This is a genomic window from Pradoshia sp. TA40_28, assembly GCF_059694525.1.
The window spans coordinates 40,394-54,368 of the sequence record NZ_JCATZO010000005.1 but is presented as its reverse complement, the minus strand read 5'-3'; the positions used below and the strand labels follow the sequence as shown (position 1 = coordinate 54,368).

The following is a 13,975-nucleotide window of genomic DNA, read 5'->3' as shown; positions in this document are numbered from 1 at the left end:
TGTAAAAGCCAGGTCATCATTCGTACCATTTTATCTTTTTGCCAGTTCCACATCTCTTAATTGGACATGACGAATTTTTCCTGATGTCGTTTTTGGCAGCTCATCAGTGAACTCAATACTCCGGGGATATTTATACGGAGCGGTTAATTTTTTCACAAAGCTCTGCAGCTCAGCAACAAGCTCATTTTCCGGATGTTGCTTATATGAATCTGTTAAGACGATAAAGGCCTTAACGATATTCCCTCTTATGGCATCAGGACTTGCTACTACCGCACATTCCTTAACGGCTGGATGTTTGATTAACGCATCTTCAACCTCGAACGGCCCAATTGTATACCCGGAACTGATAATGATATCGTCACTCCGTCCTTCAAACCAAAAGAACCCTTCGTCATCTTTCTTGGCACGGTCACCTGTAATGTAGAATTCTCCTCTTTTTTGAGCTAGCGTTCGTTCAGGATCTTTATAATATTCCTTGAAAAGGGCAGGTGTACTTAGATGCACTCCAATATCGCCAATTTCGCCTGGTTGGCACGGCTGGCCGTCTTCATCTACAACTTCCACGATATTACCTGGTGTCGCTTTACCCATTGAGCCAGGTTTATTTGGAGTATCTTTTAATTGGCCAATTAATAATGTACTCTCTGTTTGACCGTAACCGTTGCGTATCGTCACGTTAAATTGGTTATAGAAGGTATTAATCACTTCTGTATTTAAGGCTTCACCTGCAGAAATTGCGCTATGTAGTTCAGGCAATTTGTAAGATGGAAGTTTATCGCTTTTAACGATTAAGCGATATTCAGTCGGCGTACTGCAGAAAACATTTATCTTATACTTATCAAGCAATTCTAAAAAGGTATCTGGATTGAATCTACCGTTATAAGCAAATCCTGTTGCGCCTGTTCCAAGTACAGATAGGAAGGGGCTCCAAACCCATTTTTGCCATCCTGGAGCGGCTGTTGCCCATACAAGATCACCTTCACGGATCGCCATCCAATTTTCTGCTGCTGTTTTTAAATGGGCAAAGCCCCAAGCATGAGTATGTACAACCGCTTTAGGATTGCCTGTTGTACCGGAAGTATAGGATAACAGTGCAATATGTTCCCTGGTTGTGTTGGCAGCTTCAAAATGAGTAGAGGCTGTTTTTACTTGATCATCTAAAGAAACCCAACGATCTTTATGGCCACCAACGCTGAATTTAATTAATTGATCAGAACCATTCACAGCATCAATTTCTGATGTGAATTTTTCATAACAAACAACGGCCCGAGCTTCAGCATGTTCAATTCTAAATCCTAAATCTTTTGCACGGAGCATTTCTGAGCATGGAATAATGACGATACCGGATTTTAATGCAGCGATATAGATCGCATAAGCTTCGATTAAACGAGGGACGATCACCAATATTTTATCACCCATTTGCAATCCTGCTTCAGCAAACACATTTCCTATTTTATTAGCTTCATCGATTAATTGTTTATATGTAATAGACTTAGTCAGACCCTCTTGATTCTCCCATTTCAAAGCCAGTCTTGTCGGATCTTTGGCAAAACGCTCGATTTCCGTTGTTAAATTATATTCAAAAGGAGCTATTAATTCTTCTCTTTTCATGAAAATTCCTCCCAAGATGTGAAATAAATATGTAATACCTGTTATCATAGATAACTTTTAGTACTAGGTAATAATTTTTATTTTAGCTATTTTTTGCTAACAAGTAAAGGAAAGAGGGTAGGATTTTACTTTTACAATAGAATATATGAATGTTTTACTAGGGAATCTGACTAGTAATAGTTAAATACTTTTGTAAATAAATCAGATATAAGGAGTGATATTTTATTTAGTAGGATTGAGAAATAGTAGACTCATCTCGCAGATTAGCTCATAGGATTTAGTTTATCAAGATTAGATAGAACCTTATTAAGAGTGAATTCAAACCACTTCATTTAATAAAATTAACTAAATAAAATAGCTACAAAATTGGTGAATAAGCAGAATATCTAACGAGAAGCATAATATATATTAGTGATTAAAGAACATATCATTCGACAGACTATTAGATAAACTCTGTAAGTATGTCTATTATTTTTTCCTAAACGGATAAATTAAAATTATTTTATTGATTGTGGTAATAATAAATGGCATCGGGATTAATCTTATAGACAAAGAAGTACGTTAGGGAAAGAATAACTATGGAAGAAGAATCCTATACCGTGGCTAAGAAGAAGAGGGAGGTGTCAAAAAAAGAGCCAGCTCAGTGTGAGCTGATGGCCAGCTCTTCGCGTTTAATTTTAGTTGGGACGGAAGCTCATTCGACGATGCAATCACTGGGCTAGTGAGGATAGTGCCAAGCCTGTTTAAACGAAGCTTTTCTGCTCAACCCTAAGCCTTTAACCACCATTTAGCTCCCAAAAATCACGCTGTTATCCGGATCTTCCTGCACGTCGTCAAGTTTGAGTGCCTCAATCGCTATAAGCGGGTTCCAGTAGTCCAGGTAGTGGGTGATGAGTGCTTTGTTATTGGTCCGTACTACGGAAATACACGTTTGCTCGTACGGTTTTCCAGTCGACACAGCTGTGCCTGTAGAGCAGAATTCGGCTATAACCAGATTTGGATCGACTGTCTCGTGGAACATTAGGTCGACGAACTCTACGTCAAAGGTCTTGGGAAAGTTGCTCATGTGTGCAAATAGTGCGTCTCGCCCTTTTAAGATGCGGGGCATGCCAGCGGGCGCATACGGAAACTCAAGCACTGCGTCCGGGGTGAACAGCTTCACCCATTCGTCGACATGACCTGCAGCGGTAAGACGGAGGTGTTCGGTCAAAGTGTTCTGGGCTGCGGTGCGGCGGGTGGCTTCGTCTTTCTTCAATGTCATGTTAAGTTCACTCCTTGTTTAATGGGTGTTATTCGGCCAAACAGCCTTACTTAATTTAAATTAACTCCTTCATCATCGCGTCATTTTCCTTTTATTCTGCCAAATCACCCCCTTTAAAAAGACTGTCAGTGCCCACTGTCATAATGTAGATAAAAAAACTAGGGGGTTAAAGCCCTAGTAAATGTCTGCACACTCTCCTCTATAAATGCCTCCAACGAAACGGAAGGAAAGTCAACACCGCTATCTAGGTTGTTTATAAATGCTCCATAATTCATCGCCATGAACAAAAACGCCTGTAACTCTGGATTTGTTCGAATCAATCTTCCTTTCTCGAACATTACAGTGAAATAATTTGTTATAATTTCCATTAACTGTTGAGGATGCTTCTTAGTCATTTCTCGAAACCCAGGTAAATTGTCTTCTTCCTTAAGACCGATTTTAATCATTTTCCGATTACGATTCATAATTTCATGATAGGTTCGGGTAAAAAGGTCCAAGTCTGTTTGCAAATCCCATACGACCTTCTCGTTAAAAAGTTTTGTCATCTCTTCGGTATAATGAAAACGATCAAATGCTGTTTCGAGAAGGTTTTGTTTGCTTCCGAAGTGACGAAACAAAGTTTTTTCACTCAATCCGGCCGCAGTAGCGATTTCTTGGGTAGTTACACCCTTATAGCCTTTTTCAGCGATTAGATCAATGGCTGCTACCAGCATTTTATCCTTGTTGCTAAAATTATTACTGCTACTCATTTGTTATCCTCATTTCCTTGACTGTCAGTGGTGACTATCACTTTAAATAACAATATCTCAGCTTACAACAAAATGTAAATGTTGCCATTTTTATAGATTATGCATTATGAATTTGTCCAAGAACTTCATTATGTATTAAGTTTACACTTCTTCATATTAGTGTGTTTTTGTATACATTAGGCTTCCTGGAATTCAGATCAAACAATGATGTTCATCGATCAGTGAATTATGTGTTAGAGCTAGTTAAGAAATATCAATTTGTTTATAAAAAAGGATTAGATAATTTGAAGAGCTAGAAGGGAATATCAATGGAGAGAGTTCCAAATATAACATAATAAAAGAAATAATGTAAATGAATTGATGACAAGAGAACGCAAGTGGGAGAAACTTTAGGAGTCCTATTCGGTTTCAACCGGCTCATGTAATATTTAAAAGAAGATGTGTATACCAAGAGAAAGAAGTGTTGCAACAAATGCAAGGGCCTAATCAGCTAATAAAGTTGGATTGTTTTTTTCTATGTAAAGGGGTTTTATAAATAAATTCAAATAGGGTGGGGGATTGCAATAAAATATGGTATTTCGGATGGTATGAATATTAAACTTTACAAAAGTGAAAAAGCAAATAAAAAGATATCACAAATTACAGGACTGTCCGATCGAGTTTTACGAAACCTTATGTATACACATATAGTTTTCCAAAAATCAAATGGAGCATTTAGAATATTTATCGAACCACAGAAAATGTTTGTGACTGTTTAAAAGTTCAATTCACTTTAGATTTGTAGTTTTATAAATTTAGGATTATTTATATAAAAAGATCCATTTTCAGGATGTTGGAGAAACGCTCTCAGATGAAATTACGTTTTGTTTAATGAGTAGTTGTTCATCTAAATTTAAAATTTGATAAATTAGAATGTCTAAAGAAGGTAAAACTGCAAGAAAGACATTAATGGAATTCAAAAAGTAAATTTATGAGACTGGTTATCATGCCAAGTTAGACCAATTATTTATTTGAAATAAACTCTAATATTCTGTTAGAGAGAAGAAGCTTTCGATAATTTTTAGATGTAGTTTTAAGAACTATCACAGTTAATGAAGCCATTCAATTAATTAAGTCATTATAACAAAGGGGGAAGACATAGCAATTATCAATAATCATAAAATTTAATTCTAGTTTACATAATATATATTATAGGAAGTTAACTAAACCATTTAAATATCGGTCTCATTAAGCAAGATTACTTTAGCAATTGAGACAAAATAGAAAAATTTTCAATTATTGATCTTAGTTATATAATTTTTATTAATTTGTTTCTTAATCTGTATAATCTTGTTTTTACAATTTGTTTTTTGATAATTAGCTTTTGAGTTTGACGTTTTCATGAACAAATTATCTTTAGAATTATATTCTTTCTATGTAAATAAAATATGAACTAAATTAATTTATGTTTAACTTGTACGTAAATTAAAGTTTTAAATCATTCATTTAGATTTAATTGTCTTGCTGCCAAATTTCCACTGGCTTTTTATTTTAGTTTACATAACGTAATTATCGATTACTTTACCTTGTTTTCATCTATTAACTTCTAAAATCATAACAATCATACAGATTTCTTAAATAAAATTCAATCTATGACCGGTCATCCGTAGTTTCTTTTATCTTTAAAGTTTACAAATTTGCTGCCATAAAAATAAGATCTCATTGTCTACTAATGAGATCTTCAAGTAATTCAGTACTGTTCATACTGTTAAACATACATTAGAAACCCAACCTACTAATCCATCTTTTTTTATTAATGTATAGGCACTACAGTTAGTATCTAATATAGAGACCATATCCCCTTTGTTGACAGTTAATTGAGCGCATGAAACATCGGTTCTTACTTTAAATCCTCTATCTTCTTGCTGCTTTATATATTCATTTTTAACATAAAGCAATACATCAGTATGATGCTGTCTGCAAAGGGTGAAATGCTCCCCTTCTTCTATTGGAGATATCTCAAATAAAGGATAGGATATTGAACCTGTCATATGAGGATCAGCCATATAATCTTTCTTTATCTCGCATTTTGTGAATTGGTCTACATATGTATAAGAAAACTCATTACCTTGTAGATTTTTATTGATAATGAAAGCGTTTAATTGACCAGTTTCTTTAATGATATTTCCTCCATCAATCGCAATCATTTTCTTATCAAAATTTATAATAGGATTATGTGTTGGTATGTCTGCCGGATAGTTGATCACAGGCCAATGTCCGACAACAACCATTTTATTAGCCAAATGCGACTTATCCATAAAAGACGGCATGCTAAGAGCGTTTTCTCTGCTTGTCATTTTCCAATCCTGTACATCGTCTAAACCTGCATGTACAAAGATAAAATCGTCTGTTTCAATGGCTGTCGGCAATTCATTAAGCCAATTGAACTCAGATGAAAAATTCCCCATGATCATCTCTTTTAATTCAGATACATTCTGAATGGTATCTATGTTAATTTCTAATTGTATAAGACAATCATTCAGCAAGGTATACTTTCTTTCAGATATGTAATGAAGGATCCAAGGATCTTCGTCTATTAAATATTCTACTAATGAATCACAGTTACCCTCTAGTACATGGACCTTGGTGTTTTCTTCTGCCAAATGCATAATATATCGCACAACAGCCAAGCTATCAGACCCTTTTTCGCACAGATCTCCATTAATGATTAGATAATCTTCCTTACTGTAATTCACTTTTTCCAAAAGACTAATGAATAAATCAATTTCCCCATGTATATCCGAAATAACAAGTACTCTGGCCTCGTCAGGTAAAGATAAAGACTGTATTTTTTCGATGATAACCACTCCATTTCCCCTATTCATGTACTTGGCCCAAGCTTAATGATCAGTAAATGCACTTTAATTATTCAATATAACTTTGGTATATTCCTTCTTTCTACATAAAATGACAGGAATGAAGCTCCAAATGCCTTTATTTTGATAACAAAAAAAGACGTAATTTTATACGTCTCATCAGGTTATCTTTTGTCATGTAAGAAGAAAATCACAAATGCTCTGTATTAATCCGGTTTTTATCATACGGTTCTTCTGGTGGTACTTCGAATTCCAGTTCCGGGTCGAATGAGGAATCCTGCAGCGTTGACTCTAAGAAATCTTTTTCTTCCTTTTGCTTTCCTTCAATGTGGTCTTTGCTAGTCCGCTTATTCATGTTTATACCTCCCTATATTTTATGTACGTATAGGGTTACCAGTTATCCTATTATATATGCTTGTTTATAGCGCTTCTTATCTACTTCTTCTCTTACAAAAACACACTTTTTAAGCTTGATTCGCATAATTTTCAGTATTTGTTTACCCGTTCAACTAAAGGGTATTTATCTTAATAAATACAACTTAGGGAGGTATAGATCATGAATCATGTAAAAGCTCTTATCGTAAAATTTCTTATGATTGCTGTCGTATTGGGATTAGTATTAACTCTAGGGTTTGATTATCCATTTGGCGACACAATGTTAATCAGTGTTATTTTAACAGTGGTTGCTTATTTATTGGGAGATTTGTTTATTTTCCGTAAATCTGGCTATTCTTCAGCACAAACGAAAAGAAATATGATCGCAACAATCTCTGATGGGATCCTTGCATTCTTAGTCATTTGGATTATGAGTGAACTGTTTGTACCAAATAATAATGATATTTTACTTGCATCTTTTATCTCTACTCTAATTATTGCTGTTGGAGAATGGTTCTTTCATAAGTACCTTGATGCCAGTGTTTTCCCTGAAAAAACTAATGTTGATCCTAAGAAATCGAACAACCCTTCTTATAGTTAAGATGAGTAATAATTTGCTACATCCGTTTCCATATCGGATGTAGCTTTTTTTTATTTTGATAGAATCTCTTCTATCCAAAGGTCATAATCTCCTCTCTACCAAAATAACCTATAGTAAACGAGCTATTTTGGAGGGATAACATGAATAACACTCTTATTACAGCTGATATGATTACGAGATATAACGAGTTAAGCAAGAAGAAAAAAGAGATTGAAATGGAAATGGAGAACTTGAAAGAGATTTTTCATCAGTATTTTGATAGTCATGTTGGTGTAAACCATAAAGGTGAACTAATCGACAATGGATTGAAGTTGCAAAGGCAGATCCGTAAATATGAAAAATACAGTACGGTGCCTACTGTGTACAAATTAGAAGAATTGAACATGAGAGAATTAATTAAAACAGTGAAAATACCGGATGAAGAAAAAATGAATGCAGCCATTAAATTAGGCTTTCTTAAAGAACAAGATTTTGAGAATTGCAAACTGATCACATACTCTAAAGCAATTTCGGTAAAAGAACTTTAAATGTCGCTTTTAAAGAAAAATGTGCGTTAGAAACCTTTACAAGATAAAAGACAGATTGGCGTGAATCCTCTACACTTATAAAAACTTATGTAATTAATAAGGTGGAAGGATGATACAGTATGAGAATAGAGAATGAAAGGCAACTGGCTGAAATGATTATCCAATTGGATTTATTACGTGATCAGCTCTATGAAGAATTACAGAACAATTTTGGATCAAGAGGCCAGGATTTCCTCCGTACTGTACAAAACAGTCAATTGCAGCATGATATATCGATGCATTATACAGTTGAAGATAGACGTGGGATTTCGCTTACTTTGTTAGAAATCATGTTTATAACGGCTAAGCAAAAAAAGCAAATTGGGTAACCTTTCAAAAGGATGTCTTTTTAGACGCTTGCAAAAGGGATAATCATATATTAGTTAAAAGGGCATAGAAATTTCCTCTATGCCCCTTCCTTATGTTTACTTATATTAGTTCCTTAAAAGACAAATTAACTAGTAGATAAACGCAACACTCAACGTTTGATATGTTCGATCTCTCATGACTATTTATGAAATTTCCGAAAATGAGCATTAAGTTGCCCTTTTATCATTTCGTCTCTCATTTTTCTACGGTGCATATCGTTTCTGATTTCAGCTGTTTGTACACCTTCTTCCATCTTTTCAGCAATCTTCATTAAAGATTCCACATCCTGAAATGAGTATTTACGAATTCCTTTATTTGATCTTTCCGGAAAAATTAATCCCCGTTCTTCATAATAACGAATTTTCCGTTGAGAGATCCCTGTTAGTTCACTGACCACACCTATAGAGATAACTTTCTTATCCTTATATGAAGACATGGCTCCCTCCTTCCCAAAACCATTCTGTATAAATTGTTCTATATGGTTGATTATTACTGGTTTCGTAGTAATCTCAAGGTGTTTGGCAGATGTTCTGACATAATTTTTTTAGTAATTACATAGATTAGGGAGATTTTCTTGAAATTAATTTTGAATTTTCTGTTTGTTCAATTTCAACTATGTGAGATAATATGACAAACTATAATTTTACTAATTTTGGGAGGAGAATGGATGAGCCAGGAGTCTTCATACAAAGATAAAAAAGTCATAACGATCGGCGTTGTTAAAGAATTAACTGGTTTGTCAGAAAGGCAAATCCGTTATTATGAAGAACGTAAACTCATTTTCCCTGCCAGAAGCAACGGCGGGAGTCGGAAATATTCTTTTGCTGATATCGAATTATTAATGGAGATAGCCGAAAAAATCGAAGACGGTATCCAAACCTATGAGATCAGGCAAGATATGATCAGAGAAAAGAAACAAGAAAAGGAAGCAAAAATGCATAAAAAAATGATTCAAGGACAATTAAATGCCCAATTTGGTATTCAAAAATTCAACTAATTAGCTTATTCTACCTTCTGCTGCAATAAATCCATTCCCTTACTGAAAAACCACGTGAGGTTTCCTTACATGGTTGTAGAATTGACCTCCCTGATGATGCGACAATACAGACAGCAAAGGAAAACATTATCAGGAAGGTGTGGAATTATGGATACAGTTTTTTTAATGAATAGTCTTTGGGTCATGATTGGGGCAGTTTTAGTCATTTTGATGATTGGTGGCTTTATCCTGCTTGAGACAGGTTCGACTCGTATGAAGAATGCAGGTCATATCGCAGGTAAAACCATTCTAACTTTCGGAATTTCCTCGATTGTCTTTTGGGCGATAGGTTTTGGCTTTATTTTTGGGGATGGTGAGGGATTAAGTAAATTCATTGGTTTAACTGACTTTTTCTACTCTGGGTATGATTTGGATGGTATTAATTTATCTGGAGCGGTATTTTTCTTATTCCAAACAGCTTTTGCGGGGATATCGATTACAATCGCTTTTGGAGGATTTGCAGAGAGAGCAAAAATGGGAGTTTACGTTCTGTTCGCCGTTTTATTCTCTGCCCTTGTTTATCCACCCATAGCGCATTGGATTTGGGGCGGCGGCTGGTTAGCTGATCATGGGAAACAAGACTTTGCAGGATCCACTGTTGTTCACTTGACCGGAGCGATGGCAGCTTTGGCAGCTACAATCCTCTTAAAACCGCGAATCGGAAAATTTAATAAAGACGGCTCAGCTAATAACTTGTATGGGCATAATCAAGTATACACGGCTTTAAGTGTTTTATTGCTTTGGGTCGGCTGGTTTGGTTTCAACGCTGGCAGTACCGTAGCAGTTGATAATGGATTCTTTGGATTTGTTGCTCTTAATACCAATCTTGCAGCAGCTGCAGGTACAATTGCTGCCTTGATTATATCCTGGATTGTCATGGGGAAAGCGGATGTATCGATGATGTTAAATGGAGCATTAGCCGGTTTGGTTGCCATAACGGCATCCTGTGCATTTGTTGAAGCATGGGCATCCGTGGTTATTGGGTTTATTGCTGGAATTCTTGTGTTTTATAGCATCCGTTTCTTTGAAGCTCGTAAAATTGATGATCCAATCTATGCCCTTTCCGTTCATGGAGCTGCTGGTATATGGGGAACATTATCCACAGGGTTCTTTGCTACAAAAGAACTGGCTACTGTTGGAAAACCAGGGCTATTTTACGGAGGCGGTTTCGACCAATTAGGTGTTCAAGCATTGGGTGTCGTTGTTTGTGGAGCATTCGCATTCATTGTGTCCTATATACTTTTACTAGGAATGAAAAAAGTAATGGGCGGCCTTCGAGTTACGGAAGAAGAAGAAATTATGGGGCTTGATTTGAGTGAACATGGTGTATATGGATACCCTGAATTGCTCAAAAATAATCCAAATTCTACTGATAAATCGATCATTTAAACAAGAAGTCTATCTTTACACATTTTCCCCTGAACAGCATCTTGTTCAGGGGATCATTTCCTTTACTAAGGAGTGTCTGCATGGCAATTGACAATCAGCATTATTCCACCATACTGGCTTATCGTAAGCAGCAATTCCAATCAGTGATTTTAAGTACAGAGAAACTGAATTTACTTCATGATGAGATTATCAGGAAAACCATCACCCTGGCATTCAACAAGACCGTTCAAATATCTGGTCCTCCTCCCTCCCCGTTCTGCTTTTTTGTGATGGGTAGTGCCGGCCGTAAAGAACAGGGTATTTGGAGTGATCAGGACCATGGAATGATTTATAGCAAGGATCACCCGGATGCCAGACATTACTTCTTAAGACTCGGTAAAGAAATATCTGAAGGGTTAAGAGAAACGGGATATAAGCTTTGCGAAGGAAAAGTAATGGCAAGTAACCCATTCTGGTGCAGATCATATAAACAGTGGCAGATCCAATTAACTGATTGGCTCGAGGATGCTTCATGGGAATCGATCCGGCATTTGCTCACCTTTATGGACAGTAGGGCTTTTTTAGGTGAGGAATCGACTATAAACCAATTAAAGCAGGAGGCCTGCCAATTCATCGAACAAAAAAATATGCTGAGCCGTATCATGGATAATACTAAGCACAGAAAAAAAGCTGTCGGTGTCCTTGGACAATTACTTGTTGAATCCCATGGCCCCTTTTCAGGTTGTTTAAATATAAAGGAAACAGCTTTATATCCATATGTGAATGCTGGAAGGCTTCTTGCCATCTATGAAAAATTAGATAAAACCTCCACCATTGAAAGACTCGAAAATCTGACCCATTCAGTCATGCCGCTCCAGGTTCGAAAAAAATATATCGATCAATTTACTAAACTGCAAAATTATCGATTAGCATACAGTCTTCATACAGATTATGAATCCGGTCACTACTTGGCCGTCAGCAAACTATCAAACGTAGAAAAAAAGAATTTAAAGGAAATCATTAAAGATGGCGTCCAGCTTACTGATTATGTGAGAAAGCTTGTAACAAAGGATGATGACGATGGGAATGAATGAGTTTATTCAATTTTTCAGAGGAATGGGCGGCAAAATCGGTTCAAATGTACTAGCCGGTGTACAGGGACAAGCGTCCCCACAAAATATTTCTTTTGTTCGCCAGCTCGAAAAAGAAGCACGCCAAAATAACGATTTAAGCTGCCCGCTTGATCAGCTTAAAGTTGTGGTCTTTGATATTGAAACGACAGGATTTTTTCCTGACAAAGGTGATCGAATGATTTCTATCGGTGCTGTAAAGATGCACGGGAGTACCCTATTAAGTGAAGAACGCTTTTATTCACTTGTTCAGTCGGATGTTACCCTTTCTCCTGAGATCTCTTCCTTAACGAGTATTACGAATGAAGACCTTCAAACTGCTCCTGAAAGCTCAGAGGTGCTATTAAAATTTTTTAAGTTTGTTTCAACCCAAAGTCTAGTCGCCCATCACTCCAAACATGAGCTTAGCTTTATGCAAAAGCTTACCTGGGATGTGACCCGGACGAAATTCCAGCACAGAATTCTGGATACTTCATTCCTTACACAGCTGTTTAATCCAGCTAATAGTTCTCATGCCTTAGAAGATTTATGTAAAGATTGCGATATTGAAATCAAAAATAGACATCATGCCTTGGGCGATGCCTTGATGACGGCTCACGTATGGAGCTATTACCTACAAAAAGCTCAGGAAGCCGGCTTTAAAAATCTTAGTGAAATATACAGTGCCATTGCGAAATTTAGATGAATGGGCAACATTTATTTAATTACCTTTAAACATAAAAAAAGTGGGGCTTTTCAATACCCCACATTCTTTAAATAGTAGTATGCTATTTTCCTAAACCCCGTATCTACCTCTATCTTCAAAATACTGTCGATCAATCATCCCTTTTAATCTAAACAGGTCAACCCACAGAATAATAGAAAAGGTGCATGCTATCGCTAACCAATACCAAAAGAGATAATGCACTTTTTCCCTAATATACATTCTGTGGGCACCGATACTGCCTAGGAAAAACCACAATAATAACGCGATGCCAAATGACTTCCTTCTCACATGCAAAATAAATCCTTCTTTCTTCTTTCTAAGATGTCATATACAAGGTACAAAAATAGTCCTTTAGCACTAATTACGAGGTGTGTTCCTCTATATGTCTAACAAAAATTGATCATTTATTTTTAATGGTTACTGATTGACTTCTTTTTTGATTTTTTCAAATCTTCATAGATTGTCTTAAAAACAAAGGTTGCTACTGCCAAATCGTCCACTTGTCCAAAACCGATAATAAAATCAGGGATCAAATCTGTTGGCAATGCTAAATAGACTCCTGCAGCGACAAGAGCAAATTTTGATTTCTTTGATAGTTTTTTCAACATATGAATACCTCTTTTTTAGAAATTAGATTTTCTTTAATTCCAGCTGACGGACAATTGGTTTGACTAGTGAATCCAACGGATTAATAATCTCCAAGCCCGTTTGTTTGGCTCCATCATACATAGATAGCTGGCCGACAGATAAGACATCGTTAGAGTCCTTTCTGTACGACTGGATGTACTCCGCTATTTTTTCATTATATTGTTCATTCAGCCCTTTCATCATGAACTCAAAAGTCCCTTCCATGATCATAGGCTTTATATTTAATGACTTCCCTTTTTTAGCAGCATATTGATGAAGACGATCCATCGTTCCATTAACGGTTCCAGGATTAGAAAAAAATAAAGTCTGCGGATCCGCAATCTCACAAATCTCCTCAAAAAAAGGTTCATCTATTTTTATAATCGGAACACTGGTTGTTAGCAGTTCTTCTTGTAACAAAGCAATATAATTTGTACATGTAAGTAAGATTGCATCTACCTGGCAGCTTGCCATCCATTCTATTTGTTCTGCAATTTTATTCCCGGCTTGTCCGTTTTGAAAGGATGAATCCTTGCTTAACCGAATCATTAAACCAGGATCAACAAAGTGTATAAGCTCTACATCATAGGATGAGAAGGCCTTATCAATATAAGGAATATTTGAATGATGTACATGCATACACGCCAATCTACTACCCATTTTGTTCACCTCTATTAAGTTTACATTAGTTTAACAGCTATGATTTAGACTGTCTATTTCC

The 13,975-nt window shown here is 36.1% G+C and carries 16 protein-coding genes; 7 read left to right on the top strand and 9 right to left on the bottom strand.

All coding sequences use genetic code 11. From position 1 onward, the window contains the following. Positions 1 to 30: 30 nt before the first annotated feature. The 5 genes from mbcS to AC58NB_RS08060 all read right to left on the bottom strand — a co-directional run bounded on the left by mbcS (position 31) and on the right by AC58NB_RS08060 (position 6,831). Entirely contained in the window at positions 31 to 1,611 is a 1,581-nt protein-coding gene (gene mbcS / locus AC58NB_RS08080) for an acyl-CoA synthetase MbcS (protein ID WP_497426321.1), read from the bottom strand. 787 nt (positions 1,612 to 2,398) lie between these two features. Further along, positions 2,399 to 2,872 carry a nuclear transport factor 2 family protein gene (locus AC58NB_RS08075; RefSeq protein ID WP_497426320.1) on the bottom strand — a complete coding sequence of 158 codons (474 nt, stop codon included), beginning with the start codon at positions 2,870 to 2,872 and terminating at the stop codon, positions 2,399 to 2,401. A gap of 158 nt (positions 2,873 to 3,030) precedes the next feature. Further along, entirely contained in the window at positions 3,031 to 3,621 is a 591-nt protein-coding gene (locus tag AC58NB_RS08070) for a TetR/AcrR family transcriptional regulator (RefSeq protein WP_497426319.1), read from the bottom strand. Between the two features lie 1,739 nt (positions 3,622 to 5,360). After that, positions 5,361 to 6,458 (bottom strand): metallophosphoesterase, encoded by a 1,098-nt coding sequence (locus AC58NB_RS08065; RefSeq protein WP_497426543.1) that lies wholly within the window; start codon positions 6,456 to 6,458, stop codon positions 5,361 to 5,363. A 208-nt stretch (positions 6,459 to 6,666) separates the two neighbouring features. Continuing rightward, positions 6,667 to 6,831, bottom strand: coding sequence for a hypothetical protein (locus AC58NB_RS08060; protein ID WP_497426318.1), 165 nt, complete (start codon positions 6,829 to 6,831; stop codon positions 6,667 to 6,669). Positions 6,832 to 7,032: 201 nt separating this feature from the next. Between AC58NB_RS08060 and AC58NB_RS08055 the strand changes: the two genes are divergently transcribed. The 3 genes from AC58NB_RS08055 to ykzB all read left to right on the top strand — a co-directional run bounded on the left by AC58NB_RS08055 (position 7,033) and on the right by ykzB (position 8,347). After that, the gene (locus AC58NB_RS08055) at positions 7,033 to 7,452 is read left to right on the top strand and encodes a YndM family protein (protein WP_497426317.1); all 420 of its coding nucleotides are present in this window, start codon (positions 7,033 to 7,035) and stop codon (positions 7,450 to 7,452) included. A 140-nt stretch (positions 7,453 to 7,592) separates the two neighbouring features. Further along, positions 7,593 to 7,979: a hypothetical protein gene (locus tag AC58NB_RS08050; RefSeq protein WP_497426316.1), complete on the top strand. Its 387-nt coding sequence runs from the start codon at positions 7,593 to 7,595 to the stop codon at positions 7,977 to 7,979. 119 nt (positions 7,980 to 8,098) lie between these two features. After that, positions 8,099 to 8,347: a protein YkzB gene (gene ykzB, locus AC58NB_RS08045; protein ID WP_497426315.1), complete on the top strand. Its 249-nt coding sequence runs from the start codon at positions 8,099 to 8,101 to the stop codon at positions 8,345 to 8,347. A 179-nt stretch (positions 8,348 to 8,526) separates the two neighbouring features. On the opposite strand, the gene AC58NB_RS08040 is transcribed toward ykzB, so the two are convergent. Further along, positions 8,527 to 8,823, bottom strand: a complete 297-nt coding sequence (locus AC58NB_RS08040) for a MerR family transcriptional regulator (protein WP_497426314.1) — start codon at positions 8,821 to 8,823, stop codon at positions 8,527 to 8,529. 231 nt (positions 8,824 to 9,054) lie between these two features. Between AC58NB_RS08040 and AC58NB_RS08035 the strand changes: the two genes are divergently transcribed. The 4 genes from AC58NB_RS08035 (at position 9,055) to AC58NB_RS08020 (ending at position 12,606) form a co-directional block, all read left to right on the top strand. Beyond that, positions 9,055 to 9,384 (top strand): MerR family transcriptional regulator, encoded by a 330-nt coding sequence (locus tag AC58NB_RS08035; protein ID WP_497426313.1) that lies wholly within the window; start codon positions 9,055 to 9,057, stop codon positions 9,382 to 9,384. Positions 9,385 to 9,531: 147 nt separating this feature from the next. Continuing rightward, complete coding sequence (locus tag AC58NB_RS08030) at positions 9,532 to 10,812, top strand: ammonium transporter (RefSeq protein ID WP_497426312.1); 1,281 nt, start codon at positions 9,532 to 9,534, stop codon at positions 10,810 to 10,812. Positions 10,813 to 10,892: 80 nt separating this feature from the next. Continuing rightward, a complete protein-coding gene (locus tag AC58NB_RS08025; protein ID WP_497426311.1) occupies positions 10,893 to 11,885 on the top strand; it encodes a DUF294 nucleotidyltransferase-like domain-containing protein in 993 nt (330 codons plus the stop codon). Next, positions 11,872 to 12,606, top strand: a complete 735-nt coding sequence (locus tag AC58NB_RS08020; protein WP_497426310.1) for an exonuclease domain-containing protein — start codon at positions 11,872 to 11,874, stop codon at positions 12,604 to 12,606. Before AC58NB_RS08025 ends, AC58NB_RS08020 begins: the two co-directional genes overlap by 14 nt. 90 nt (positions 12,607 to 12,696) lie before the next feature. On the opposite strand, the gene AC58NB_RS08015 is transcribed toward AC58NB_RS08020, so the two are convergent. The 3 genes from AC58NB_RS08015 to AC58NB_RS08005 all read right to left on the bottom strand — a co-directional run bounded on the left by AC58NB_RS08015 (position 12,697) and on the right by AC58NB_RS08005 (position 13,914). Then, entirely contained in the window at positions 12,697 to 12,915 is a 219-nt protein-coding gene (locus tag AC58NB_RS08015) for an NINE protein (RefSeq protein ID WP_497426309.1), read from the bottom strand. A 122-nt stretch (positions 12,916 to 13,037) separates the two neighbouring features. Then, positions 13,038 to 13,235, bottom strand: coding sequence for a YkvA family protein (locus AC58NB_RS08010; RefSeq protein ID WP_497426308.1), 198 nt, complete (start codon positions 13,233 to 13,235; stop codon positions 13,038 to 13,040). Between the two features lie 22 nt (positions 13,236 to 13,257). Beyond that, complete coding sequence (locus AC58NB_RS08005; protein WP_497426307.1) at positions 13,258 to 13,914, bottom strand: hypothetical protein; 657 nt, start codon at positions 13,912 to 13,914, stop codon at positions 13,258 to 13,260. Positions 13,915 to 13,975 lie beyond the last annotated feature (61 nt).

Excerpts from the sequence above, each read along its gene's own strand:
- mbcS (WP_497426321.1), bottom strand. The coding sequence starts at position 1,611 with ATGAAAAGAGAAGAATTAATAGCTCCTTTTGAATATAATTTAACAACG.
- AC58NB_RS08075 (WP_497426320.1), bottom strand. The coding sequence starts at position 2,872 with ATGACATTGAAGAAAGACGAAGCCACCCGCCGCACCGCAGCCCAGAAC.
- AC58NB_RS08070 (WP_497426319.1), bottom strand. The coding sequence starts at position 3,621 with ATGAGTAGCAGTAATAATTTTAGCAACAAGGATAAAATGCTGGTAGCA.
- AC58NB_RS08060 (WP_497426318.1), bottom strand. The coding sequence starts at position 6,831 with ATGAATAAGCGGACTAGCAAAGACCACATTGAAGGAAAGCAAAAGGAA.
- AC58NB_RS08055 (WP_497426317.1), top strand. The coding sequence starts at position 7,033 with ATGAATCATGTAAAAGCTCTTATCGTAAAATTTCTTATGATTGCTGTC.
- AC58NB_RS08050 (WP_497426316.1), top strand. The coding sequence starts at position 7,593 with ATGAATAACACTCTTATTACAGCTGATATGATTACGAGATATAACGAG.
- ykzB (WP_497426315.1), top strand. The coding sequence starts at position 8,099 with ATGAGAATAGAGAATGAAAGGCAACTGGCTGAAATGATTATCCAATTG.
- AC58NB_RS08040 (WP_497426314.1), bottom strand. The coding sequence starts at position 8,823 with ATGTCTTCATATAAGGATAAGAAAGTTATCTCTATAGGTGTGGTCAGT.
- AC58NB_RS08035 (WP_497426313.1), top strand. The coding sequence starts at position 9,055 with ATGAGCCAGGAGTCTTCATACAAAGATAAAAAAGTCATAACGATCGGC.
- AC58NB_RS08030 (WP_497426312.1), top strand. The coding sequence starts at position 9,532 with ATGGATACAGTTTTTTTAATGAATAGTCTTTGGGTCATGATTGGGGCA.
- AC58NB_RS08025 (WP_497426311.1), top strand. The coding sequence starts at position 10,893 with ATGGCAATTGACAATCAGCATTATTCCACCATACTGGCTTATCGTAAG.
- AC58NB_RS08020 (WP_497426310.1), top strand. The coding sequence starts at position 11,872 with ATGGGAATGAATGAGTTTATTCAATTTTTCAGAGGAATGGGCGGCAAA.
- AC58NB_RS08010 (WP_497426308.1), bottom strand. The coding sequence starts at position 13,235 with ATGTTGAAAAAACTATCAAAGAAATCAAAATTTGCTCTTGTCGCTGCA.
- AC58NB_RS08005 (WP_497426307.1), bottom strand. The coding sequence starts at position 13,914 with ATGGGTAGTAGATTGGCGTGTATGCATGTACATCATTCAAATATTCCT.